The 23,534-nt window shown below is 71.6% G+C and carries 23 protein-coding genes and 1 tRNA gene; 10 read left to right on the forward strand and 14 right to left on the reverse strand.

Features of this window, described 5'->3' with window-relative positions:
- From ACZ6R6_RS38680 to ACZ6R6_RS38690, 3 genes are all read left to right on the forward strand, one after another.
- Window positions 1-1,074, forward strand: a 1,074-nt coding sequence (locus ACZ6R6_RS38680; protein ID WP_470101911.1) for a replication initiator, incomplete at its 5' end; no start/stop codon positions are given.
- Between the two features lie 20 nt (window positions 1,075-1,094).
- Complete coding sequence (locus ACZ6R6_RS38685) at window positions 1,095-1,265, forward strand: helix-turn-helix transcriptional regulator (RefSeq protein ID WP_043654382.1); 171 nt, start codon at window positions 1,095-1,097, stop codon at window positions 1,263-1,265.
- On the forward strand, window positions 1,262-2,632 hold the full coding sequence (locus ACZ6R6_RS38690) for a tyrosine-type recombinase/integrase (protein WP_470101912.1): 1,371 nt from the start codon (window positions 1,262-1,264) through the stop codon (window positions 2,630-2,632). The genes ACZ6R6_RS38685 and ACZ6R6_RS38690 overlap by 4 nt, the downstream gene beginning before the upstream one ends.
- A gap of 84 nt (window positions 2,633-2,716) precedes the next feature.
- On the opposite strand, the gene ACZ6R6_RS38695 is transcribed toward ACZ6R6_RS38690, so the two are convergent.
- From ACZ6R6_RS38695 to ACZ6R6_RS38705, 3 genes are all read right to left on the reverse strand, one after another.
- Window positions 2,717-3,262 (reverse strand): hypothetical protein, encoded by a 546-nt coding sequence (locus ACZ6R6_RS38695; RefSeq protein ID WP_470101913.1) that lies wholly within the window; start codon window positions 3,260-3,262, stop codon window positions 2,717-2,719.
- 127 nt (window positions 3,263-3,389) lie between these two features.
- Window positions 3,390-3,478: transfer RNA gene (locus ACZ6R6_RS38700), tRNA-Ser, on the reverse strand.
- A 118-nt stretch (window positions 3,479-3,596) separates the two neighbouring features.
- Window positions 3,597-6,350 (reverse strand): nucleotide-binding protein, encoded by a 2,754-nt coding sequence (locus ACZ6R6_RS38705; protein ID WP_470101914.1) that lies wholly within the window; start codon window positions 6,348-6,350, stop codon window positions 3,597-3,599.
- 115 nt (window positions 6,351-6,465) lie between these two features.
- On the opposite strand from ACZ6R6_RS38705, the gene ACZ6R6_RS38710 reads away from it, so the two are divergent.
- Complete coding sequence (locus ACZ6R6_RS38710) at window positions 6,466-7,422, forward strand: NAD(P)H-quinone oxidoreductase (RefSeq protein ID WP_470101915.1); 957 nt, start codon at window positions 6,466-6,468, stop codon at window positions 7,420-7,422.
- Window positions 7,423-7,427: 5 nt separating this feature from the next.
- Complete coding sequence (locus ACZ6R6_RS38715; protein ID WP_306861869.1) at window positions 7,428-7,937, forward strand: bacterial proteasome activator family protein; 510 nt, start codon at window positions 7,428-7,430, stop codon at window positions 7,935-7,937.
- Here the strand turns inward: ACZ6R6_RS38715 and ACZ6R6_RS38720 are convergent.
- A complete protein-coding gene (locus ACZ6R6_RS38720) occupies window positions 7,928-8,725 on the reverse strand; it encodes an HAD family hydrolase (RefSeq protein WP_470101916.1) in 798 nt (265 codons plus the stop codon). The genes ACZ6R6_RS38715 and ACZ6R6_RS38720 overlap by 10 nt on opposite strands.
- Before the next feature lie 237 nt (window positions 8,726-8,962).
- Between ACZ6R6_RS38720 and ACZ6R6_RS38725 the strand changes: the two genes are divergently transcribed.
- Entirely contained in the window at window positions 8,963-9,166 is a 204-nt protein-coding gene (locus ACZ6R6_RS38725) for a cold-shock protein (protein ID WP_179821289.1), read from the forward strand.
- A gap of 177 nt (window positions 9,167-9,343) precedes the next feature.
- On the opposite strand, the gene ACZ6R6_RS38730 is transcribed toward ACZ6R6_RS38725, so the two are convergent.
- Window positions 9,344-10,486, reverse strand: a complete 1,143-nt coding sequence (locus tag ACZ6R6_RS38730) for an FAD-dependent oxidoreductase (protein ID WP_470101917.1) — start codon at window positions 10,484-10,486, stop codon at window positions 9,344-9,346.
- A 107-nt stretch (window positions 10,487-10,593) separates the two neighbouring features.
- Between ACZ6R6_RS38730 and ACZ6R6_RS38735 the strand changes: the two genes are divergently transcribed.
- Both ACZ6R6_RS38735 and ACZ6R6_RS38740 read left to right on the forward strand, forming a co-directional pair.
- A complete protein-coding gene (locus ACZ6R6_RS38735) occupies window positions 10,594-11,139 on the forward strand; it encodes a TetR/AcrR family transcriptional regulator (RefSeq protein ID WP_470101918.1) in 546 nt (181 codons plus the stop codon).
- A 161-nt stretch (window positions 11,140-11,300) separates the two neighbouring features.
- Complete coding sequence (locus ACZ6R6_RS38740) at window positions 11,301-11,909, forward strand: hypothetical protein (RefSeq protein ID WP_470101919.1); 609 nt, start codon at window positions 11,301-11,303, stop codon at window positions 11,907-11,909.
- Here ACZ6R6_RS38740 and serS read toward each other — a convergent pair.
- The 4 genes from serS to ACZ6R6_RS38760 form a co-directional block, all read right to left on the reverse strand.
- Entirely contained in the window at window positions 11,873-13,135 is a 1,263-nt protein-coding gene (gene serS, locus ACZ6R6_RS38745; RefSeq protein WP_470101920.1) for a serine--tRNA ligase, read from the reverse strand. The two genes, ACZ6R6_RS38740 and serS, sit on opposite strands and share 37 nt — an antisense overlap.
- A 161-nt stretch (window positions 13,136-13,296) precedes the next feature.
- Window positions 13,297-14,217 (reverse strand): prephenate dehydratase, encoded by a 921-nt coding sequence (pheA, locus tag ACZ6R6_RS38750; protein WP_470101921.1) that lies wholly within the window; start codon window positions 14,215-14,217, stop codon window positions 13,297-13,299.
- Between the two features lie 115 nt (window positions 14,218-14,332).
- Window positions 14,333-14,830 carry a DUF4446 family protein gene (locus tag ACZ6R6_RS38755; protein ID WP_470101922.1) on the reverse strand — a complete coding sequence of 166 codons (498 nt, stop codon included), beginning with the start codon at window positions 14,828-14,830 and terminating at the stop codon, window positions 14,333-14,335.
- A 22-nt stretch (window positions 14,831-14,852) separates the two neighbouring features.
- Window positions 14,853-16,169, reverse strand: a complete 1,317-nt coding sequence (locus ACZ6R6_RS38760) for a glycosyltransferase 87 family protein (protein ID WP_470101923.1) — start codon at window positions 16,167-16,169, stop codon at window positions 14,853-14,855.
- Between the two features lie 66 nt (window positions 16,170-16,235).
- Here ACZ6R6_RS38760 and ACZ6R6_RS38765 point away from each other — a divergent pair, with 66 nt between their 5' ends.
- Window positions 16,236-18,437 (forward strand): hypothetical protein, encoded by a 2,202-nt coding sequence (locus tag ACZ6R6_RS38765; RefSeq protein ID WP_470101924.1) that lies wholly within the window; start codon window positions 16,236-16,238, stop codon window positions 18,435-18,437.
- Here the strand turns inward: ACZ6R6_RS38765 and ACZ6R6_RS38770 are convergent.
- From ACZ6R6_RS38770 to ACZ6R6_RS38780, 3 genes are all read right to left on the reverse strand, one after another.
- A complete protein-coding gene (locus ACZ6R6_RS38770) occupies window positions 18,319-19,779 on the reverse strand; it encodes an MptA/MptB family glycosyltransferase (protein WP_470101925.1) in 1,461 nt (486 codons plus the stop codon). The genes ACZ6R6_RS38765 and ACZ6R6_RS38770 overlap by 119 nt on opposite strands.
- A 137-nt stretch (window positions 19,780-19,916) precedes the next feature.
- Window positions 19,917-20,597: a glycosyltransferase family 2 protein gene (locus ACZ6R6_RS38775; protein ID WP_306861848.1), complete on the reverse strand. Its 681-nt coding sequence runs from the start codon at window positions 20,595-20,597 to the stop codon at window positions 19,917-19,919.
- On the reverse strand, window positions 20,594-20,947 hold the full coding sequence (locus tag ACZ6R6_RS38780) for an STAS domain-containing protein (RefSeq protein ID WP_470101926.1): 354 nt from the start codon (window positions 20,945-20,947) through the stop codon (window positions 20,594-20,596). Before ACZ6R6_RS38780 ends, ACZ6R6_RS38775 begins: the two co-directional genes overlap by 4 nt.
- A 224-nt stretch (window positions 20,948-21,171) precedes the next feature.
- Between ACZ6R6_RS38780 and ACZ6R6_RS38785 the strand changes: the two genes are divergently transcribed.
- Entirely contained in the window at window positions 21,172-21,684 is a 513-nt protein-coding gene (locus tag ACZ6R6_RS38785; protein ID WP_470101927.1) for a hypothetical protein, read from the forward strand.
- A 26-nt stretch (window positions 21,685-21,710) separates the two neighbouring features.
- Here the strand turns inward: ACZ6R6_RS38785 and ACZ6R6_RS38790 are convergent, their stop codons facing one another.
- Both ACZ6R6_RS38790 and ACZ6R6_RS38795 read right to left on the reverse strand, forming a co-directional pair.
- Window positions 21,711-22,838 carry a sensor histidine kinase gene (locus tag ACZ6R6_RS38790; RefSeq protein WP_470101928.1) on the reverse strand — a complete coding sequence of 376 codons (1,128 nt, stop codon included), beginning with the start codon at window positions 22,836-22,838 and terminating at the stop codon, window positions 21,711-21,713.
- Window positions 22,835-23,530, reverse strand: coding sequence for a response regulator transcription factor (locus tag ACZ6R6_RS38795; RefSeq protein WP_470101929.1), 696 nt, complete (start codon window positions 23,528-23,530; stop codon window positions 22,835-22,837). Before ACZ6R6_RS38795 ends, ACZ6R6_RS38790 begins: the two co-directional genes overlap by 4 nt.
- Between the last annotated feature and the right edge of the window lie 4 nt (window positions 23,531-23,534).

The following is a 23,534-nucleotide window of genomic DNA, read 5'->3' on the forward strand; positions in this document are numbered from 1 at the left end:
AAGATCCGCTCCGGCCTGGGCGTGCCGGTCGACCCGGCCACCTACGACTACGCCCGCGCCGCCCGCGACGCCCTGCACTTCTCCAAGCTCGTCGATCGGTTCGTGCAGAACCTGCGCCGGGTGGCCGGCTACGACGTGCAGTACTTCGCCACCGTCGAACCCCAAAAACGGCTCGCACCGCACCTGCACATGGCCATCCGCGGCACCCTGCCCCGCGCCGAGATCAAGCAGATTGCCGCCGCGACCTACCACCAGGTGTGGTGGCCGTCCGTCGATGAGGTCCGCTTCGACGGCGAGCACCTGCCGGTCTGGAGCGCACGGGCCGACCTCGGCGACGGGGCCGCCTACCCGGACGGGCAGTCCGGCGACTACCTCGACCCGGCCACCGGGGAACTGCTTCCCACCTGGGATCAGGCGCTCGACCGGCTCGACGCCGACGAGGACGCCGAACCCCTGCACGTGCTCCGCTTCGGTGCCCAGGTCGACGTCCAGGGCATCATGGCCGGCACCCCGGACGCCCACAAGCGCATCGGCTACCTCACCAAATACCTGACCAAGAGCCTCGGCGACCCCCTCGACCCCGCCGACGCCGAGAATCACGCCCGGCGTGATCACGCCGCCCGCATGGTCGAGTCGCTCCGCTACGAACCCTGCTCACCCACCTGCCCCAACTGGCTGCGCTACGGCATCCAGCCCAAGGGCGCCAAGCCCGGCATGCTTCCCGGCCGCTGCCGCTCCAAGGCGCACAAGGCCGAACACCTCGGCTACGCCGGACGCCGCGTCCTGGTCTCCCGCAAGTGGTCCAACAAGACCCTCCGGGAGCACAAGCAGGACCGGCGCGCCTGGGTCCTCGACATGCTCGGCCTGCCCGACGAGACGACCACCGACCCGCACCGCTACCTCTGGCGGCCCGTCTCCAGCAAGGACCCGACCCGGACCCCGCTGGCCAAGCGGCTGCTGCGCGGCGTCGCCGACCGGCACCGCACCCGAGCCCGCTTACGCGAACTCGAAGCCAGAGCAGAGGGACGACCTATCACAGATCTTTCGGCAGTCGAGATGCGGGAGGCAGCGTGAGCAAGACCCGTGATCAGCTCATGACCGTTCCAGAGATCCTCGACGAGCTCGGCGGAGTATCTCGACGCACCTTCTACCGCTGGCGCGAGATCGGCCACGCTCCCCAGGGCCTCAAGCTCCCAAACGGCGAAATCCGCATCTACCGCAGCGAGTTCACCGCCTGGCTTGAGACCCTCCGGGAGGCGGCGTGAACACCTCCTATGACGTGAAGTTCTGGGAAGTCCGCCGGAATCAGTCCAGTAAGACCGTGTCTTATGAGGTTCGCTGGAAGGTCGGTGGTCGCCAGAAGTCCAAAACCCTACGAACGAAGGCCCTCGCCGAGAGTTTCCTGTCGGATCTCCGGCAAGCGGCCAAGCGGGGTGAGGGCTTCGACATGGAAACTGGATTGCCCGCCTCCATGGCCAAGGTGAAGAACGCGGTTACCTGGTTCGCCTTTGTCATGGTGTATGTGGACATGAAGTGGCCTCATGCCGCAGCCAAGACCCGCGACAGCCTCACCGATGCTCTGGCGACCGTCACCCCTGCCCTCGTTGAGGAGAACGCACCGGGCAAGCCTGAACCGCTCATCCTCCGGGAGGCTCTGCGGCAGTACGCCCTTCCTCCGACTTCCCGGCAATCGAAGCGACCCGAGGCCATCCGATCGGCCCTCGCGTGGCTTGAGCATCACTCCCTGACCATGGCTGACTTATCGAAGGTCCGGAACGTACGGCTCGGCCTCGACGCGCTGGCGCTCACCCTTGACGGCGGAGCCGCGGCAGCCACCACGATCGCCCGCAAGCGGTCGGTCTTCTACAACGCCCTTCAGTACGCCGTGGACTTGGAGGAACTGCCCGCCAACCCCATCGACAAGGTGAAGGCGTGGAAGCCTCCGAAGGTCCGGGAGGTGGTGGACCGGCGCGTGGTAGTCAACCCGGCCCAGGCGCGCGAGCTGCTCACCGCGGTGACCTATGTCGGACGGCTCAACCGTGGTCGTCACCTGCGAGGGTTCTTCGCCTGCCTCTACTTCGCCGGCCTGCGTCCGGCTGAGGCGCTCGGCCTCCGTATCCAGGACTGTCACCTTCCGGTGGCCGGCTGGGGTCGTCTCGTGCTCGCGAAGTCGAAGCCGCAGGCCAACAAGAAGTGGACCGACTCCGGCAAGGCTCATGATGACCGCGGCCTGAAGCACCGAGCGGAAGAAGAAGGCCGTCCCGTTCCGATCCCGCCGGAGCTGGTGGCCATCCTCCGAGAGCACGTCGACGAGTTCGGCGCCCATGAGGATGGCCGGCTGTTTCGGACCTCGCGCGGTGGGGTGATCTCCATCGGTACCTACTGCGAGGCGTGGAAGGCGGCCCGGTATCTAGCGCTGACGCCCGAACAGGTCGCCTCACCCTTGGTGGCCCGGCCGTACGACCTGCGGCATGCGGCCGTCTCCCTCTGGCTCAACGCTGGAGTAGCGGCTCCCGACGTGGCCGAGCGAGCGGGGCATGGGGTGGATGTGCTGCTCAAGGTCTACGCCAAGTGCATCGACGGCGGCGCGGAGGTCGCCAACCGCAGGATTGAGGATGCGCTGGCCGCGTGACCACCCACCATGAAGAGGCTTCGGGAACACCGGGGCCTCTTCTCTTTTACGTCGGTACGACTACAGGCGCCTGGCTCCTCCACATCAGCCAGCCTCCACACCCCAGCCATCATTGAGCCTGATCAGCAGCAGCCTCACACCGGGACGATGTCCTCCACCCCCGGACGGATCATCAGCGACGCGGTGGAGCATGTCCTTGGCATCGCGGACATGCCTCGTGATTCCTTCGATGAGACCGGCAGGCCCGGTCAACGGGTCCTCGTAGGTCTCAAACCCCGGTTCGGGGCAGAAGCATCCCCACCAGTCCAGCAGCGCGTTCAAAGCCTCCTGCCGGGCTGGTCCTGGTCGTTCCTCGATCGCCTTCAGAAGCACGCTCGTCGCGAGAACGGCGGCCGGGTAGAGAGTCCCGGCGTGGTCGTTCGTGACCGCGTACCGGAGATCGGCCAGTGCGCGGGCGGCCTGCCGAGCATCTACAGACCGGGTCAGCGCCTCCATCGCCGCTCGGGCGGCCTCCGGGAGGTACCAGGTCGGTCCTAGTATCCGGTCCCAGTCCATATGCTCCACGACTCTCCTCCCGATTCTCAGGGCAGGATTCTCGCGCGCGACCTGGGAGAACGCCTCAAGATCCATCCCGCATATATCCCGCGAACACCGGCGCAAGGCCGCTCACGGTGGCCTATGGCTGCGCAGGCCGGAAACGATCAACGGCGCCCGGTCCGAGGGAAACCCCTGGTCAGACGCCGTTTCGGGTGGTGAGCGGAGAGCGTGGGATTCGAACCCACGAGGACTGTCACCAGCCCTAGCGGTTTTCAAGACCGCCGCCATCGTCCACTAGGCGAGCTCTCCTGGGGACACGTCCGAAGAACGTGTCAGATGCACCTTAGCCTCTCACCGCCTCAAGCGCGCACGGGACTTGGCAGGCGTCTCGTCTCGCGTGGGAGTCGGGACGCCTGCCGTACCGGACTCAGAGCTGCCCTCCGGCGAAGCCGTCGCCCACCGAGGCCGCCAGCCGGAGGAAGGACTCCCGGGTGGTGGGCTGCAGCCTCTCCAGGTCGATCTCCGCGCCCTCTTCGAGATGGGGGTCGTAGGGGACGCGGATCACGGCGCGGCAGCGGGCCGCGAAGTGGGCCTCCAGGCGGTCGAGGTCGACTGTGGACTTCGACCGGGGACGGACGCTGCACAGCACCACCGTGGCGGAGCGGACCAGATCCTCGTAGTGGTGTGCCTCCAGCCAGTCCAGCGTCGCCGAGGCGGCGCGGGCTCCGTCCACGGAGGGGGAGCTGACCAGGACGAGCTGGTCGGCCAGGCCGAGGACGCCGGACATGGCCGAGTGGAGCAGGCCGGTGCCGCAGTCGGTGATGCAGATCGAGTAAAAGTTCTCCAGGACCTGCGCCACCGACTGGTAGTCGGACGCACTGAACGCCTCGGACACCGACGGGTCGCGGTCGGAGGCGAGGATCTCCAGGCGGGACGGGGCCTGCGAGGTGAACGCCCGTATGTCGACGTAGCGCTTGATCTGCTGGCGCTCGTTGAGCAGGTCGCGGACGGTGGCGGAGGTTTCGAGTTCGAGCTTGTCCGACAGGGTGCCGCGGTCGGGGTTGGCGTCGACCGCGATGACCCGGTCACCGCGGATCTGGGCGAGGGTGGCGCCGAGACCGACCGTTGTGGTGGTCTTCCCGACGCCGCCCTTCAGGCTGAGCACGGCGACCCGGTGGTGTCCCGTGGCGACCGGTGTGCGGGCCCGGCCGACCAGCTCACGGCGGCGGCGTACCTCGGGAGACTCACCGGGCTTGATCAATCCCGCCGACGCCTTGTAGATCAGCTTGCGCCAGCCCCCGGCGGGCCCGTTACGGCGCCCCCTCAGCAGCGACTCGGGGTCCAGACTGTCGGCCGACGGCCTGGGGATGCCCGGCGTCTGCTGCCGGGAGGACGCGCTGAAGGCGGGTGTCGGGGCCGCCTGACGGCGGCGCGCCTGGTACGGCTCCCGCGCCGGCTCGGACGTGACCCGGTCCGAGGGGAGAGCCGCGTCCTGGTCCGGAGCGAAGGGCTTGTCCCGATCCGGGGAGAAAGCCGCGTCCCGATCTGAGGAGAAAGGCCTGTCCCGGGCTGAGGTGAAGGGCCTGTCGCGGGCCGAGGTGAAGGGCTTGTCGCGGTCCGAGCTGAAAGGCGCGTCCCGGTCGGGAGAGAAAGGCCTGTCCCGATCCGAGGCGGAGGCCACGTCCCGGTTGAGGGTGGGGGAAGTGTCCCGGTCCGGGGTGAAGGGCTGGTCCCGGTCGGGAGCGGGGGCCACCGCCTCCTTGGGGGTGAAGGCCGTGTCCCGGTCCGGGCCGAAGAGCTTGTCCCGGCCCGGGAGGAAAGCCGTGTCCCGATCTGGGGAGAAAGGCTTGTCCCGATCCGGGGAGAAAGCCGTGTCCCGATCTGAGGAGAAAGACTGGTCCTGGTCCGGGGCGAAGGGCTTGTCGCGGTCCGGGGTGAAGGCCGTGTCCCAGGTCCGGCCGGAGTCCGGGATGGGGGGGACGGCCGAGCCGAACAGACCGGGGGCACGTTCCAGCGGCGCGCCAGGCGTCGAGTGGTCGGCACCGAAGGACTCGGGCACCCGGAACGGCTCGACGGCCTCAGGCTCGGGACGCCCGAGGACCGACCGGAGTGTCTCGCCGGAGGCGAACGGCTCGGCGGCTCCGGAGGCGGACCGGTCGCGGTCCTGCCCGGCACCGCCGAAGGCGGAGAGATCGTCACGACGGCCCGGGCCGTCGGCGCCGGAGCGAGCGTCGTCCGGCCCGGTGCCATCGGCGCCGGAGCGGTCGTCACGCTCGGAGGCGGAGCGGTCGTCGCTCTGCTCGGAGCCACCGGGACCGGAGTGAGCCTCGTCCTGTCCGGGACCGCCGGAGCCCGGCCGGTCATCCTCCGCTCCGGCGCCGCCGGAGGAGGGTCCGTCACGGTCGGAGTCGACGGCCGACAGCGTGAACCGGTCGCGGTCGGAACCGGCGCCGCCGAAGGCGGACCCTCCGGAGCCGACGGCCGGCAGCGTGAACCGGTCGCGGTCGGAACCGCCGCCGAAGGCGAACCCCTCGGGCTCGGGGGCCGAGGGCTTGAACGGTTCGAGCGTGGGGCCGGGCGGCTCGGCGGGGGCGAAGGTGGGGGGCTCGGCCGGCTCCTGCGGGCGGCGAGGCTGCTCGAACAGACCGCGGGAGGTCTCCTGCTCGGGCTCGGCACGCGGCCCGCGGACCTCGGGCTCGGCACGCGGCCCGCGGACCTCGGGCTCGGCACGCGAGGCGCGGAGCTTGGGGTCGGTGAACTCGCCGCCGAGCTCGTCCTGCTCCTGACGGGGCAGCGGCTTGAGGGGGGCCAGGAAGCCGTCGTTGTCATGGCCGGAAGGCGCCGTGACGGAGGGCAGGGTGAAGGCGCTCACCGTGTCGGACGCCTCCATCCAGTCGGCCGCGTCGGCGTCTTCGGCCGGTGGGTCCGTCACGGGCGCGGAGGCCCCCGCGGGGTCGTAGGCCGAGTCGACGGCTGTGCGGAACAGCGGCGAGGAGACCGCCGCGGGCTCGGAGGGCACCAGGCCCCACGGGTCCTTCGGGTATGGCGAAATGGCGGTGTCGTCCACCGCGTCCGCCGCGGTGCTCCTCACCGCGACGGGAGGCTCGTCCTCCTGCTCCTTGATAGCGTCGAGCCAGGCGAGCTGCTCCTCGAGAGACTCTTCACGATCGTGTCTCGCCACCGTGTTCCCCCTCGGGATGGGCATAAAAGGGCAGCAAACGCATAGCAGGTTAACGCCCTGTGTTCTCATCAATGCGGGCAACCACCAAGTTGAGCCCACGGGATAGCTTGGTCACATGCACGCCATCGTGATCGATAAACCTGGTGGACCTGAAGTGCTGACCTGGCGAGAGGTCCCCGATCCCCGCCTCGGACCGGGTGACGTCCTCATCGACGTGGCCGCCTCGGCGGTCAACCGGGCCGATCTGATGCAGCGGATGGGCCGGTACGACCCGCCGCCGGGCGCCTCTCCGTATCCGGGGCTGGAGTGCTCCGGGGTGGTCGCCGAGGTGGGCTCGGACGTGGAGGACTTCAGGCCGGGCGAGCGGGTGTGCGCGCTGCTGTCCGGCGGCGGCTACGCGGAGCGGGTCGCGGTGCCCTGGCAGCAGGTCATGCGGGTGCCCGACGGCGTCGACCTGGCCGAGGCGGCGGCCCTGCCCGAGGTGGCGTGCACGGTCTGGTCCAACGTGTTCATGACCGCGCGTCTGAGGAAGGGCGAGACGCTTCTCGTCCACGGCGGCGCCAGCGGGATCGGCACGCTGGCCGTACAGCTCGCCAAGGCGTTCGGCTCGCGGGTGGTGGTCACCGCCGGATCGGCCGACAAGATCGCCCGCTGCCTGGAGCTGGGCGCGGACGAGGGGATCAACTACCGCGAGGAGGACTTCGCGGAGCGGGTCCGGGCCGACGTGATCCTCGACATCGTCGGCGCGAAATACCTGCCAGGAAACGTGAAAGCCCTCAAAACGGGCGGCCGACTGGTCGTGATCGGGATGCAGGGCGGCTCGAAGGGCGAGCTGGACCTGGGTGCGCTCCTCGTGAAACGGGCCTCCGTGCACGGCACCACGCTACGCGCGCGCCCGGTCGACGAGAAGGGGGTCATCGTGCGCGGTGTCGTGGACAACGTCTGGCCCCTGGTCGACGCCGGGGCGATCCGGCCCGTGATCCACGCGCGGGTGCCGATGAGCGAGGCCGCCGAGGCCCACAGGATCTTGGAGTCCGGTGACCACATTGGGAAAATCCTGCTAGTAAGTTGAATGCTATGAACGCAGAGGAGAGCACTCCGCACATAGTGGTCATGGGCCCCCAGGGTGTCCAGGCCGAGGAGGACGGCGAGGGACGGTCGGTCGCCGAGCTGGTCGAGCAGCCCGCCAAGGTGATGCGGATCGGCAGCATGATCCGCCAGCTCCTCGAGGAGGTCCGGGCAGCTCCGCTGGACGAGGCCAGTCGCAAGCGGCTCAAGGAGATCCACCAGAGCTCCATCAAGGAGCTCGAAGACGGTCTGGCTCCCGAGCTGGTCGACGAGTTGGAGCGCCTGTCACTCCCGTTCACCGAGAACGACAACGGCACCCCGCCGAGCGATGCGGAGCTCCGGGTCGCCCACGCGCAGCTCGTCGGCTGGCTGGAGGGTCTGTTCCACGGGATCCAGACCACGCTTTTCGCCCAGCAGATGGCGGCCCGCGCCCAGCTGGAGAACATGCGCAAGGCGCTGCCCAGCGGCGTCTCCCTCACGCAGGAGGGCCACCAGGGCAGCTCCGGCCCCTACCTGTAGAGGTCCTCGAGGACTCTGGCGACCCCGTCGTCGTTGTTGGCCGCGGTCACGTGATCGACCGCGGCCAGCACCTCGGCGTGGGCGTTGGCGACGGCGTAGGAAGTGCCCGCCCACCGCAGCATCGGCAGGTCGTTGGGCATGTCCCCGAACGCGATCACCTCGGCCGGCGTGATCTCCTGGCCCTCGGCCAGGGTGGCCAGCGCCGAGGCCTTCGTCACGCCGTGTGCGCTCATCTCGATCAGGGCCCGGCCGCTGGAGTGGGTGGGCGTGACCAGGTCGCCGACCAGCCCGTAGACCGTCTCCTGGAGGATGTCGGGGTCCATCCGGGGGTGCAGGGCCAGGAGCTTGGCGCACGGCCGCGAGATGAGCGTGGCCGTGCCGACGCGGAGCCCGGCGACCGCCTTACCGTCCCAGCCGCCGAGACGGAAGTCCGATTCGTGGGCGAATCCGCCTTCGTATTCCACTGAGAACGCCAGCTCGGGAACCTTTTCGCGGAGCCGTCTCACGACCTCTTCAAGCACATCTGGGGGGATGAGGTGTGATTTGACGATCTGCTCGGTGTGCAGGTCGTAGACAAGGGCGCCGTTGGCGCATATGGCCAGCCCTCTATGGCGTACGGCTCCCGCGACCGCGTGCATCCACCGGGGTGGCCGGCCGGTCACGAAGATCAGCGTGGCTCCGGCGCTCTCCACACGGGCGAAGGCGGCCGCGGTACGGGGTGAGACGGTGCCGTCCGAGCGCAGGGCGGTGCCGTCGAGGTCAGTGGCGACGAGGCGGGGGCATCCCATAACAGGTTCCAGTCTGCACTGTGATCCCCGGTACGCCAGCCCCGGGGATCCATCTACGAGGAATCTTCCTCATGGCGGGAACACGAGTGCGCCAGATAGTGTTAGATGTGATGGCGTTGTATTAGCTGAATCCCGTTGTGAAAACCAGTTTGACTGAGCCACCCGGGGCTTGCTGTACGACACATGGGGTTCACGAGGTGTGAATCCCAAAGTTTCAAATCCTGAGGGAGAGCTTTAATGGCTCAGGGAACCGTCAAGTGGTTCAACGCTGAAAAGGGCTTCGGCTTCATCGCACCGGACGGCGGTGCACCGGACGTGTTCGTGCACTTCTCCGAGATCCAGGGCAGCGGCTACCGCAGCCTTGAGGACGGTCAGCGTGTCGAGTTCGAGATCACGCAGGGCCAGAAGGGTCCGCAGGCCTCGCAGGTCCGCGCCGTCTGACGCATAGACCTCTGGTAGCGAGGAAGGCGGGGTTCGCTTAACGCGAACCCCGCCTTTCTCGTTCCCGGGCAGCCCCGCGGACCGCCCTCACGGCCTCCCCGCCCCACCCGCGGACCGCCCTGACGGCCTCCCCGCCCCGCCCGCGGACCGGCCCCCCGACCCCCCCCGCCCCGGGGCTCACCGGTAGACCAGGCCCGACAGCCGCCAGGCCAGGCCGCGGCGGAAGGCGGGGACACGCGCCAGGGTCCGCAGGACCAGGTTCCGGACCGGGCGCAGACGCTTGTCCACGGTGGCCAGCCGGGTGAGCCGCCCGGCGAAGGCGACGACCTGCTCCGCCACAGGGCGGCGGGCCGCCGCGTAGGCGTCCAGAGCGCCCTGATCGCCCTTCAGAGCGCCGAGGAGGGCCTCGCCGAGGGCGGTGGCGTCCTGGATGCCGGTGTTCATTCCCTGGCCTCCTGCGGGGCTGTGGACGTGCGCGGCGTCGCCCGCCAGCACCACCCGTCCGGCGCGGTAGGCGTCGGCCACCCGGTGGTGGACCCGGAACCGCGATCCCCAGACGACCTCGCGCACCACGGCCCGGTCCTTCTCGGGCCCCCGGCTGTCCAGCAGTGCCTGGACGAAGGCCACGCCGGGCTCGGCCGGCGCCTCGTCCACGGTGGCCACGATCCGGTGGGTGCCGTCGGGCAGCGGGGCCACCACGACCAGCCCGGCGGGCGAGAAGTAGAGGACGACCTCGTCATCGGGCACGCCGCCGGTGAGCCGCACGTCGGCCAGGCTGAACGACTCGGCGTACTGTCCGCCGGTGAAGCCGAGGCCCGCCTGCTCGCGGACCGTGCTGTGCATGCCGTCCGCGCCCACCGCGTACTTCGCGGTGACGGTGGCGCCGCCGGCGAAGAGCGCGGTCACGCCCTCGCCGTCCTGGGTGAGGCTCTCCAGTGTGTACGGCCTGGCGACCCGGCCGCCCAGCTCGGTGAGGCGCTCCAGCAGGGTCCGCTCGGTCACCGCCTGGGAGACCATCAGCGTGTAGGGGTAGCGCGTCGGGAGCGTGTCGAACCGCACCGGCACGAGGGCCCTGTCACGATCTTTGATCGTGAACCGGGGGGCCCGGATGCCCTGGGCGGCCAGCCGCCCGGCGACCCCCAGCGGCTCCAGGACTTCGAGCGTCCTGGCGTGGACCACCGCGGCCCGCGAGGTGTTGTCACCGGCCGCCTGGTTGTCGACGACGGTCACGTCGAACCCCTGCCCGGCGAGGGAGACGGCGACGGTGAGGCCGGTCGGGCCTGCGCCGATGACGAGAACGTCCGTGCTGGTGGGGAGCATCGCGACCTCCATGAGTCAATGTCAACGCTTGTTGGTCAACATCCGTTGGCATAACTGTGCGCCTCCGCGCTGGCGATGTCAACACTCGTTGGCCTACAGTTGTTGGCATGAGGAGAACCTCCGAGGAGACCAAGGCCGCGATCCTGGCCGCGGCACGCGAGCGCTTCGCCGCGGACGGCTACCAGCGGGCCACCATCCGCGCCATCGCCTCGGACGCGGGCATCGACCCGGCCATGGTCATGCGCTACTTCGGCAACAAGGAGAAACTGTTCGCCGCGGCAGCCGACTTTGACCTGAAATTTCCGGATCTGAATGCGATCCCCCGCGAGACCGTGGGCAAGACGCTCATCGCCCACTTCCTGGATCGCTGGGAGGACGACGAGGGCATGCTGATCCTGCTGCGCACCGGCGTCACCAACGAGGCCGTCGCCGCGCGCATGCGTGACATCTTCGCCCTCCAGCTCGGCCCGCTGATCGCCCGCCTCCACGGCGACCCGTCCCAGGCCCCGTCGCGGGCGGGACTCGCCTCCACCCAGGTCCTCGGCATGGCGCTGTGCCGCTACGTGCTCCGCCTGCCACCCGTCGTCGCCATGTCCAGGGACGAGATCGTGGACTGGCTCGGGCCCACCCTCCAGCGCTATCTCGTGGAATGACCTGGATCTCTGGAAACGGCCGGATCTTCTGGAGTGACCGGCCGGACACATCCTGATCACGGAAGCGACACCGCTCCAGCCGGGCCCCGACACGCCGTATCTACCCTGATATGAGGCATCCCCCGGATCCCGCCCTGACCTGACTCGGTCACCCGGTGACCGTGACCGCCACCATCGTGCTGCTGATCAACGACCACCTGCTCAAGGCCCTCTGGCCCGGCCCGGTCACCGGCAAGCTGAGTGATGTCGCGGGCCTGCTCGTGGCCCCGCCCCTCCTCACCCTCCTCCGCCTGCCCGCCATCGCCGCGATGATCGCCACCGGGGCCGGCTTCGTCCTGGTCAAGACCACGGCGGCGGGTGCCGCTGTCGCCTCCCACGCCTGGACCCTGCTCGCGGGCCCGTCCCGGGTGCTGGCCGACCCGACCGACCTGGCCGCCCTGCCCGCGCTGGGCCTCACGTGGCTGCTCCGGCGCCGCTGCCGGTCCGGCCGCGCCGTACGGCAGGCCCGCGCCAGGCTGGGTGTCCGGCGTCCCCGACGACTACGCGACGGCGGGGCTGCTGGCCTGCCTCGCCTGCGGCGCCGGAGTCACGGCGTCCGTCCTGGCCGGCCGGGCGTCCGTGGGGAGCGTGGCCGCGGGTCCGGCGGCCGTACCGGACCCGGCCGCCGGTCCGGGGGGCTGAACGCGCGTGGGCCCCCGCCGGGGTGCGGCGGGGGCCCACGTCGTGGCAGGGGTTACTTGACGGGTTCGAGGACGTCGAGCCCGACGTAGGGCCGCAGGGCCTTGGGGACCACGACGGAGCCGTCGGCCTGCTGGTGGTTCTCCAGGATGGCCACGATCCAGCGGGTGGTGGCCAGGGTGCCGTTCAGCGTGGCCGCGTGCTGGGGCTTGCCGTCCTTGTCGCGGTAGCGCACGGCCAGGCGGCGGGCCTGGAAGTCGGTGCAGTTGGAGGTCGAGGTGAGCTCGCGGTAGCGGCCCTGGGTGGGGACCCACGCCTCGCAGTCGAACTTCCGCGCCGCGCTCGTGCCCAGGTCGCCCGCGGCGGTGTCGATGATGCGGTAGGGCACCTCGATCTTGGCGAGCATCTCCTTCTCCCAGGCGAGCAGGCGCTGGTGCTCCTGGCTCGCGTCCTCGGGACGGCAGTAGGAGAACATCTCGATCTTGTCGAACTGGTGGACGCGGATGATGCCTCGGGTGTCCTTGCCGTAGGAGCCGGCCTCGCGGCGGAAGCACGAGGACCAGCCGGCGTAGCGGTAGGGCAGCGCGGCGCCGTCGAGGATCTCGTCGGCGTGGTAGGCCGCCATGGGCACCTCGCTGGTGCCGACCAGGAACAGGTCCTCGTCGGCCAGGTGGTAGACCTCGCTCGCGTGGGCACCGAGGAAGCCGGTGCCCTGCATCGTCTCGGGCTTGACCAGAACCGGCGGGATCATCGGGACGAAGCCCGCCTCGATCGCCTGCTGCATGGCCATGTTGAGCAGCCCGAGCTGGAGCCGCGCGCCGACGCCCTTGAGGAAGAAGAACCGCGAGCCGGAGACCTTCGCGCCGCGCTCCATGTCGATCGCGCCGAGCAGCTCGCCGAGCTCCAGGTGGTCCTTGGGCTCGAAGTCGAAGGTCGGCTTCTCGCCGATCTCCTCCAGCACCACGTAGTCGTCCTCGCCGCCCGCCGGAGCCCCCTCCTCCACGAGGTTGGGGATCGTGTAGAGCAGGTCGTCGAGCTCCTTGGCCAGCTTCTCGGCCTCGGCCTCGGCCGACTTGACCTGCGCCGCGAGATCCTTGGCCCGGTCGAGGAGGGCGGTCTTCTCCTCCCCGGAGGCGCGGGAGACCGACTTGCCGATGCTCTTCTGCTCGGCGCGCAGCGTCTCGAAGCGACTCAGCGCGCCGCGGCGGCGGCCGTCGAGGTCGAGCAGCGTTTCGACGACGGAGTCGTCCTCACCGCGGGCACGCTGCGACGCCCGTAGCCGGTCGGGATCCTCACGAAGGGTACGCAGGTCAATCACAGATCAAGGCTACCGATGCGGAGCCGACGCTCGCGCCCCATATAGAGCTCGCGTCCATATATCGGGCCGGCCGGGGCGCCCACGGGCGCGGGAGCCGCGGGCGAGGGAGCCGCGCCCGCGCCGCTGCGGCGACCTTCGCGCCATGCCGGGCCGCGCACGGGTCAGACCTGGCCGGCGCGGACCCTGGAGAGCCAGTCCGTGGCCTCGGCGAAGTCGCCGTTGGCCGTGCCGGGCTTGACCTGCGGTGAAACGCCGTCGGCACGCGGGTAGCTGCCGAGGAAGCGCACGTCGGCGCAGACCCGGTGGAGACCGGAGATCGCCTCGCCGACCCTGGCGTCGGCCACGTGGCCCTCGAAGTCGAAGTGGAAGAAGTAGCGGCCGATGCCGTCGCCGGTGGGCCGCGACTCGATGCGGGTCAGGTTGACGCCGCGCACGGAGAACTCGGTGAGCATCTCCAGCAGCGCGCCCGGGTGGTCGTCGGTGAGGAAGGCCACCAGGCTGGTGCGGTCGGAGCCGGTGGGCTCGGGCGGCGGGCCGGGCCGGGACACGCGGACGAACCGGGTCACGGTGTCGGAGCGGTCGCCGATCCGGGCGGCCAGCTCGACCAGGCCATAGTGCTCTCCGGCGATGCGCGCGGCGATGGCGGCGTCATACGGTGAGCCGGGGAGGGCGACCTCCTGGGCCGCGGCGGCGGTCGACGGGGCCGCGACGACCACGGCGTCGGGCAGCTCGCGGGCGATGAAGTTGCGGCACTGGGTGATGGCCGCCGGGTGGGTGAAGACCCGCTTGATGCGGCCGATCTCGGTGCCGGGCCGGACCAGGAGCGAGAACTCGACGGGCAGCAGCAGCTCGGCGGTGATGAGCAGCGGCTCTCCCCAGGCGAACTCGTCCAGGGTCGTCGGGATGGCGCCTTCGAGCGAGTTCTCCAGGGGGACGACGGCGCCGTCGGCCTCGCCCCGCCGGGCGGCGTCCAGCGCCGCGCTGATGTTGGCACACGGCAGGCGCTCGGCTTGCGGTGCCAGGAGCCGCAGGGCCTCTTCGGTGAAGGTGCCCGCCGGTCCCAGGTAGGCGAGTTTGGGCATGACAACAGGCTATCCGCCGCCTATCCGAAAGTGTGCGTAAACCGCACATCCGCGCAGCTCATCTCCGCCCCCGCCACTCCGCCCCGCTCACGACGCCGTCGCCCGCACGCGGGGCTCACCCCTGGTCGGAAGCCGTCGCCCGCACACGTGGCTCACCCTGGTCGGAAACCGTCGCCCGCACGCGTGGCTCACCCCGGCCGAAATAGGGCTCCACCTCGGGGCCGAGGCCGAGCCGCGCCGCGCGCACCGCGTGCTCCTCCTCCGGGGACAGTGGCTGGCGGCCCCTGCCGCCGCGGAGCGGGCGCACGTGGGTGCGGGTCTCCGAGCGGCCGTTGATCGAGGTCAGGACGATCCCGTCGCCGAGGCCGTTCATCAGCGCGACCGAGAAGGACAGCTCCCCGGTCATCTCCTCCAGCGCGTCGTAGCGGAAGACCGCCACATCCCTGATCGCCCTGAGGTCTCCGGGACCGCCGGTCCCCTCGACGGCCTGCCTGGCGAGGATCCGGTCGCAGTCCTTCGCCGCGCCGCGTGCCTGCCGCAGCGCCAGAGAGCCGATCAGGACGCCGACGACCCCGGCCGCGGCCCCCGCGGCGATCCACATAGTAACCAACACGACACACAGAGTAATCGCCAGGTCACTGAACTGTCCGGAAAACCTCTCTCCGCCTCGGCAGCCAGACCCCGAGCAGCCAGACCAGGGCCAGCGCGCCCAGCCCGAACCCGTTCTGGACGATCTTCCCCAGCACCGGGCTGAGCACCGGGACCTCCGCCGCCTTGATCGCCACCCCCCACCAGGGGATCGGCAGCACGTAGTAGAGCCAGACCCCGGCGGCCACCCGGACCCGCACCGGGTCACGCCCGTCGCCGGCCAGCGCGCCGAGGACCACGACCACCCAGGCCAGGTGGTGGATCCAGGCCACCGGCGACAGCAGCACGGCCATCAGGCCGACGAGCGCGGCCCCGGCCGCGGCGTGCCCGTCGAGCAGCGCCCGGCGCGCGTGGCGGAAGCCGTACCAGCCGACCACCGTGACCAGCGCCAGCCAGATCAGGCCGGTCAGCCAGTCGGGCAGGTAGAGCCGGATGAGCATGCCGCGCATCGACTGGTTGGTGGTGGCCGCGTTGGCGCCGAGCCGTTCGGGGTCGAGCAGCGCGTGGAACCAGAAGTCGGCGGCGTCGGCGGGGATCACCAGGAAGGGCAGCAGGGTCAGCAGCGCCGCGGTGAAGGCGGCCATGAAGAAGGTCCTGCGCTGCTCCGGCCGCGCGTCCGGGCCGAAACCGGTGATGAGCAGGTAGATCAGGAAGACGCCGGGGGTGAGCTTGACCGCGGTGGCCAGGCCGATCAGCATGCCGCGCGGCCACACGGGGCGCCGGGCGAGGCAGTCGGCCAGGCAGAGCGCGACCAGCAGGATGTCCACCTGGCCGAAACGGACCTGGTCCCTGACCGGCATCAAATAGGTGCAGGCGACCGTCAGCAGCGCGAAGGCCATCGGCAGGCCGATGCCGCCGGCCCGGCCCGGCACGTCCCGTCCCCGCGCCGCCCACCGGCCCGGTACGGCGCGGGCCAGCACGTCCCGGTACGGCACGGCGGGGCCCAGCAGGGCGCGGAAGCCATGTCCGACGCTGACCGCCAGCGTCACGAAGACCAGGGCCGTCCACGTCCACTGCGCCGCCGGCCAGGCCATCGCGGCCAGCGGCGTGGCCAGCAGCGCCGCGATCGGCGGGTAGGTGAACGGCAGGAGCTGCGGCGCGGGCGTGACGAAGTCGTAGACCGGCCGCCCCTCCAGGATCGCCTGTCCACCGGTACGGTACACATCCAGGTCGACCAGGCGCTGGTCGTCGACGTTGCCGAGCCACTGGAGCACCAGCGGGGCCACGGCCACCGCGATGAGCAGCAGTGCGAGCGGCCACATCCACGGTGGCCGTCTGGTCCTGGTCGCCTCGCCGGTCGTCACGACCAGGCAGGTTACCGTGGGCCTGAGGGAAAAGGGCCGCCAACGGGACGGATACGGGGGAACCGGATGGGTTCAGCGCACGAGGGCGGGGCACGGCTCGCCGGCCGGCGCCCCGCCGCCCTCCGCGCGGCCTGCGCGCTCCTGGCCGCCGTGCTCCTGGCCCTGTACGGGGCCGGCACGGCCGCCGCCTCGGCCCGGTCGCTGCCCGCCAGGGTCGTGGTGGTCGGGGTGGCGGGGCTGCAGTGGAGCGATCTGGACCAGGCGCGGACGCCGAACCTGTGGAAGCTCGTGGAGCAGGGCGGGGCCGCGTCGCTGTCGACCCGGGCGGTGCCGCTGCCCGGACGGGGCGTCACCTGCCCGGTCGCGGGCTGGCTGACCGTCTCGGCGGGACAGCGGGCGGGCGCCCCGGGCACGGACTGCGGGCCGCCGCCGGCGCCGGTCCCGGCACCGGACGGCGGGGCGAGCGTGCCGGGCTGGCCCGAGCTGGTCACCTACAACACCGAGGAGACCTCCTACCGGCCGGTGCTCGGGCAGCTCGGGCAGCTCGTGGCGGACGCCGGGGGGAAGGTGGCCGCGGTCGGGCCGGGGGCCGCGCTGGGCGCCGCAGACAGGTCAGGAAAAGTCGGGAAATATGCGGCGACCGTCGAGGAGCTCGGCGATCTGGCACCATACCGGCTGGTCGTGGTGGAGGCCGCCGACCTCGCATCCGCCCTCGCCCCGGTGACCGGGCAGGCCCGGCAGGCGGCGGCGGCCGGCGCCGACCGCCGGGTGGGCGCGGTCCTCGACCGGCTCCCGCCGGAGACCACCGTCCTGCTCGGCGGCCTGTCCGACACCTCGGCCGCGCCCCACCTGCACGTGGCGATCGCCCACGGCCCGTCCCCCGACGGCGCGCCGTACCCGCACGGCTACCTGACCACCACCTCCACCCGCCAGGACGGGCTGGTCACCAACACCGACCTGACCGCCACCGCGATCGGCCTGCTCGGCCTGGCGGCCCCGAACGGCGTCGTGGGCCACGCCTGGCAGAGCGCCGGGCCGAGTGGGGAGCCGGCCGCCGTCACGGTGCGGAACCTGGCCGGCGAGGACCTGGCCAGCCAGGTGCTGCGTGAGGTGCGGGGGCCGTTCTTCGCGGTGTTCGTGGCCGTGCAGATCCTGTTCTACCTGCTGGCGGCCGTCGCGATCCGGCGGGGCTGGGGCGGCTCGCGGGCGCTGACCGCCGCGCGGGCCGTCGCCGTGGTCAGCGGCGCGATCGCGGTCGCCACCTTCCTGGCCCAGCTCGTGCCCTGGTGGACGTTCCCGGCCCCGATGGCCGCGGTGATCCTGACCATCGCCGGCATCGCCTGCGCGATCGCCGGGATCGCCTCCGCCGGGCCGTGGCGGACCCACGTGCTCGGCCCGCTGACCGTGGTCGCCGGCATCACCTCGCTGGCCCTGCTGGCCGACGTGATGACCGGCTCCAGGCTCCAGGTGAACGCGGTGACCGGCTACGAGCCCGTCACCGGCGGCCGCTTCTACGGCTTCAGCAACATCGCCTTCGCCGTCTACTCCGCCGGGACGATCCTGGCCATGGCCGGGGTCGCCCAGTGGCTGGTCTCCCGCGGCCGGCGCACGCTCGCGATGGTGATCTGCGCGGCCTACGGCCTGTTCGCGGTGTTCGCCGACGGATGGCCCGCCTGGGGCGCCGACTTCGGCGGGGTCCCGGCGTTCCTGGTCGGGGTGGCCGTCTTCCTGATCCTGCTGTCCGGCAGCCGGGTCTCACCGGTCAAGCTCGCCCTGGTCGGCCTGGCGGGCGTCCTGCTCATCGGGGTGATCGCGGTGGCCGACTGGCTCAAGCCGCCCGCCCGCCGCACCCACCTGGGCTCCTTCGTCCAGCAGGTGCTGGACGGCGAGGCCTGGACCGTGGTCGGCCGCAAGCTCGGCGCGATGGTCGGGGTCACGGTCGGCAACTGGTCGCTGACCCTGCTCTCCCTGGTCGCGCTGGCCTTCCTCTTCCTGGTGCTGGACCGGCCCTCCCGGTGGGGCGCCTCCGCGCTGGGCCGGGCCTACCTGCTCGCGCCGGCGCTGCGCGCCGGGCTGATCGGCGCGCTGGCCTGCGCGCTGATCGGGTTCCTGATGAACGACTCGGGCATCGCGATCCCGGCGATGGCGCTCACCGTCGCGGTGCCGCTGACGCTGGCCGCCTGCGTGCGCGCGCTCCAGCTCTCGCCGCCCACCACACCAGAGCGAGCGTCAGCGCCAGCAGGGACCACGGCACCACCCGCTCCCTGACGACGGTCTTCAGCCAGAGCAGGTCCTCCGGGCGCATTGCCTCCCTGGCCGGCAGGTAGCCCAGGGAGAGGATCGCCACCCGGGCCACCATGAAGCCCTCCAGCGCGGGCCAGGAGGCCATGGCCAGCAGCGCGAAGGCCAGCCCGTCGTACCAGGGCAGCGCGTACGGCGCGGCGAACAGCCAGGCCACCACCATCACCGCGGCGACCGCCGGGGCCGTGTGGTGGGGCGCGGACCGCAGCAGCAGCCAGGCGAGCAGGGCCAGCAGGAGCAGGGATCCGGCCTGGATCCAGGCCGTGTAGGCGCCTGGCCCGGACAGCGCCTGGAGCCCGAGCTTGACGAGCTGCCACGGCGTGCCGAGCGAGACCTTCTTGCTGGCCGCGCCGAGCTGGTCGAAGACGTGCGGTCCGGCGACGCCGTAGACGGCCAGCACGGTGGCCGTCGCGGTGCCCGCCACGACGGCGAGCCTGCCGGGCGAGCGGCGCAGCTCCCACGCCGGGCCGAGCGCGACCAGCCCGGCGTTGAGCTTGACCCCGATCCCCACCCCGAGCAGCAGCCCGGAGCCCGCGCCACGGGCCATGAGCGCCGCGACCATGCAGGCGACGGCCAGGGTGTCGACGTGCATCCCGGCGGCCAGGTGGTAGAGCAGCAGGGGGTTGGCCGCCCACAGCAGCGCCGCCCGCCGCTGCAGGTCCGCGTCCGCCCTGGTGAAGCGGTGCAGCAGCAGCGCGGTGCCGATGAACGCCGCCGCGTTGAAGGCCGCCATCACAAAGACCGTCAGCCTGACCGAGTCGCCTCCGGCGAGACTCGCCAGCGCCTGCACGGCGGTCGCCACCGGGCCGTAGACGCTCGTCACACCGGCCCACTCCTCCACCGCTCCGGTGACGGGGTCGCCGGGCAGGGCGGCGGGGGTGACGGCGTAGGGATCGTGGCCGAGCGTGACCAGCCGGCCGTAGGCGGCGTAGTTGAGGTGGTCGGCCGAGCCCGACGGCGGCAGGAAGGCCGCCAGCGCCGCCGCCGCGCAACCGGCGGCGAGCAGCCACCGCGGATCCGGCCCCCACCGGGACCGCAGGGCGGCGGCGAGCCCGAGCCCGCCCAGCACGATCGCCCCCGCCGCCATCGCGATCACCAGATGGCCGTCGGGGCGCAGGTTCAGGGAGTAAGGGGGCTGCCAGGACGGGCCGGGCAGGCCGGGCACCATGGCCGAGGGGCCCAGCAGCCCGATCAGGAGCGTCAGCGCGGCCGACAGCCCGACGGCCGCGTACGCGGCGGCGTCGAGCCCCCGCGGCGCGCCGGACGCGGGAACCCGTCTCTCATCGACATCCGACGGAACCCGAGTCACCCGCAAATTCCAGCACATCCCGCGCAGTGCCCGGAGCGGGCCGGCCGTGGCGGGCGGCCGCGCCCGCGGACCGGCGGGGCCCGGACGGCCTCCCGCGGCTGGGCGCGCCCGCGGACGGGCCGGCCGTGGAGGCGCGTCTACCTGCGGGCCAGCAGGGCCCGGGCGACGTCGCGGAACTGCCTGGCCCGGTGGAGCTGGGCCTTCCAGTCGGTGCCGGTGGCCCGGTGGCTCATCTCCACCTCGACCTCCCGCACGCGGAACCCCCTGCGGAGCAGGTCGATCGTCAGAGCGGTCTCCACGCCGAAGCCGTGGGCCAGCGGCCGGGCGGCCTCGAACGCGGCCCTGGTCAGGCAGCGCTGGCCGTTGAGCGGCTGGGTGGGCGTCCAGCCGGTGGCGCGCTCGATGCCCTGGCGTGCGAGCCGCACCACGAACCCGTGACCGCCCAGCTTCACGCGGGTGGCGAACACGGCGATGGTCATGTCCGCCTCACCCGTCATGACCGGCTTGATCAGGGGCGCGGCCGCGTGCGCGCTCTCGCCCAGATCGGCGTCGAGGAACAGCAGGTGCCGGGGCTCCTCCCCGTCGAACAGGCGCACGGCCTCCGCCCCGCTCTCCATGGCGGCGGCCTTGCCCCGGTTGCGGCTGTGCCGCACGACACGGGCGCCGGCGGCCTTCGCCACCCGGCCCGTCTGGTCCGTCGATCCGTCGTCCACGACCATGACGAGGTCCACACCGGACAGCGCCAGGGCCGCGGTCACGGTGGCGCCGATCCGGTCGGCCTCGTCCTTGGCCGGGATGATCACCGCTGTGCCGGTCATCCCTTGGGCTTGGCCGTCAGCAGCTTCCCGGGCACCGCCTCGTGCACGGTGAACACCGAGTCGAGCCCGGTGACCTGCAGGATCTTGCGTACGGCGGGCCGCGGCGCCGCCAGCTCCAGGGTGCCGCCACGCTCCTTCAGCCGCTTGAGTGCCGAGAGCAGCACGTTCATGCCGGTGGAGTCGCAGAACTCCACTCCGGACATGTCGATGACCACGTAGGTGGTCAGGCTCTCCTGGAGCAGCCGAGTGAACTCGGACTGCAGCCCAGGAGCGGTATATAGGTCGATTTCGCCGGTAACGGCCATGACGGTGTGACCGACATGAGATCGAGTTGAGACTTTTAGCTCCACAGCGGGCACACTAGCGGCGCGGAGGCCGCTGGTCACGTTCTCTCGACTAACCCGAGTCGTCGGCCCTTTGTCCCCCGTTTCGCCCTCATGGAAACCGCGAGTGCGCGAAACTTGACACTGTGCAACACCGGCTTAGCCGGAAAGGGGGGAGACCCGGAATCTCCCGACCGTCCCTGCGCTACGTCAGTGGCGGCCGTTGAGTAGAAACGGGCTCGAACGCATCAATGAACACCGACCTTCCTGAGGATCCCCAGCGACAGCGGCTCCGGGAGCACCTGGAGTCCATGATCACCCGCACCGAGAAGGCCACCTCGTGGCACGATGCGGCCAACTCCCTGCGCGGCCTGGTGAACCGCGAGGGATACGTCCCCATCAGAACCCGCCTGGCGAGCGAGGACCTCGACTTCCTCGAAGGCGCGCGCGAGGAGCTGCTCGGCTTCGCCGCCCTCGGGGTCAGGCTCCTCGACCTGCACCAGCCCCGCGACGCGGGCGGCATCACCAGCGACGCGGCACGCCCGATCCTGCGCTGCCGCAGCTGCATGTGGCGCTGGCCGTGCCCTACCTTCCGCGCCATGGCCGAGTCCTTCGGCAGTCCCCGGCCCCCCACCTCCTGCCAGCACGTCGAACCCGACGACGGCGAGAGCGGCGACGAAACACAGGTGACGCTCGTCGTACCGGTCCGGCCCGAGGGCGAGGTCGCGGTGCTGACGACCCGCACGGGGCGGCGGGAGACATGACCGCCTGACCCGACCGCGGCCGGGGCTCAGCCGGACAGCGGGAGCCGGATCTCGAACCGGCAGCCGGGCCCGGCGTTGACGACGTCGATGGCCCCCTCGTGGGCCTCGACGATGCCGCGGGCGATCGCCAGGCCGAGCCCGGCTCCCGTACCGTCCGCGGTCGGGGTCCGGGCCGCCTCGCCGCGGAAGGCGACGTCGAACACGCGGGGCAGGTCGTCGGCCGGGATGCCGCCGCAGCAGTCGGCGACCTGCAGGCGGGCGACCCCGCCCTCCGCCAGCGCGCGCACCCGGACCGTGCCGTCGCCCGGGGTGTGCCTGATCGCGTTGACCACCAGGTTGCGCAGGGCCCGGGACAGCTCCCCGGCGTCGGCCTGGACCGGGACCGCCTGGTCGACCTGGCCCGCCAGCCGTACTCCCTTGGCCCGGGCCAGCGGCTCCACCCCGGCCAGGGCGTCGGCGACCAGGTCGCCGAGGCCGATCCGCCGCCGCGACAGGCGCAGCGCGCCCGCGTGGATCCTGGACAGCTCGAACAGGTCGTCCACCATGCCCGACAGCCGCTCCACCTCCAGGCGGATCTGCGTGTGGTAGCGGCGCACCGTCCCCGGGTCGGCGACCACCCCGTCCTCCAGGGCCTCGGCCATGGCCCGCATGCCGGCCAGCGGGGTGCGCAGGTCGTGGCTGACCCAGGCGACGAGCTCGCGGCGGGAGCTCTCCAGGGCGCGCTCGCGCTCGTGGCCCAGGCGGAGGCGCTCGTACGCCTGCTCCAGCGTCCTGGCGATGGTGTCGAGCTCCGCGGGCAGACCGCGGGGCGGCACGAACTCCCCCGAGGGCGGTACGGCGTGCACGGCGGCGACCAGCCTGCGGCTGGCCGCCACGACCCGGCGGGCGAGCACCGTCGCGACCCCCAGGCCGACCAGGCCGCCGACCACGACCACGCTGAGCACGATGTCCCTGGGCGTGCCCTCGATGATCATCTTCAGGGTGATGGCCACCACGCCCCCCACCGTGGCCAGGACCGTCACCACGGCGACCACCGCCAGCATCACCCCGATCGACCGCTCCCGCAGCAGCCGCATCACACCGAGCCCGGCCAGGGCCACCAGCAGGCCGAGCCCGGCCGTGACGACGACGATCAGCAGGATCTCGGGGATCATGTCTGCGTCAGGGGTTCGTAGCGGTAGCCGACGCCCCACACCGTGACGATGCGCCGGGGGGCGGTCGGGTCCGGCTCGATCTTCTCGCGGAGGCGGCGGACGTGGACGGTCACCGTGGAGGAGTCGCCGAAGGACCACCCCCAGACCTGGTCGAGCAGGGCGGAGCGGCTGAAGGCCTGGCGGGGGTTGCGCATGAGATGGGCCAGGAGGTCGAACTCCCGGGCGGTCAGCGTGATCTGGTCGTCGCCGAGCCGCACCTCGTGGGCGCCGACGTCGACCACGAGGGCGCCGTCCCTGAGCACGCCGGTCCCGGCCGGCACCGAGGCGCCGCGTGCCCGCCGCAGCACCGACTGCACGCGCAGCGCCAGCTCGCGGGGGCTGAACGGCTTGGTGACGTAGTCGTCGGCGCCGGTCTCCAGGCCCACGACCCGGTCGATCTCCTCGCCCAGCGCGGTCAGCATGATCACCGGGACTGGCCAGCGCTCCCTGAGCTTCTTGCAGACCTGGAGCCCGTCCATCTTCGGCAGCATGAGGTCGAGCACCAGCAGGTCCGGGGGGTTGGACAGCGCGCGCCTGAGCGCCTCGGCGCCGTCTCCCACGCACTCGACCAGATGGCCGTCGCGCTCCAGGTAGCGGGCCACGACCTCGGCCACCGTCGGGTCGTCGTCGACCACCAGAATCCGCGTGCTCATGGTC

The sequence above is a fragment of the Streptosporangium sp. NPDC048886 genome, assembly GCF_055586905.1.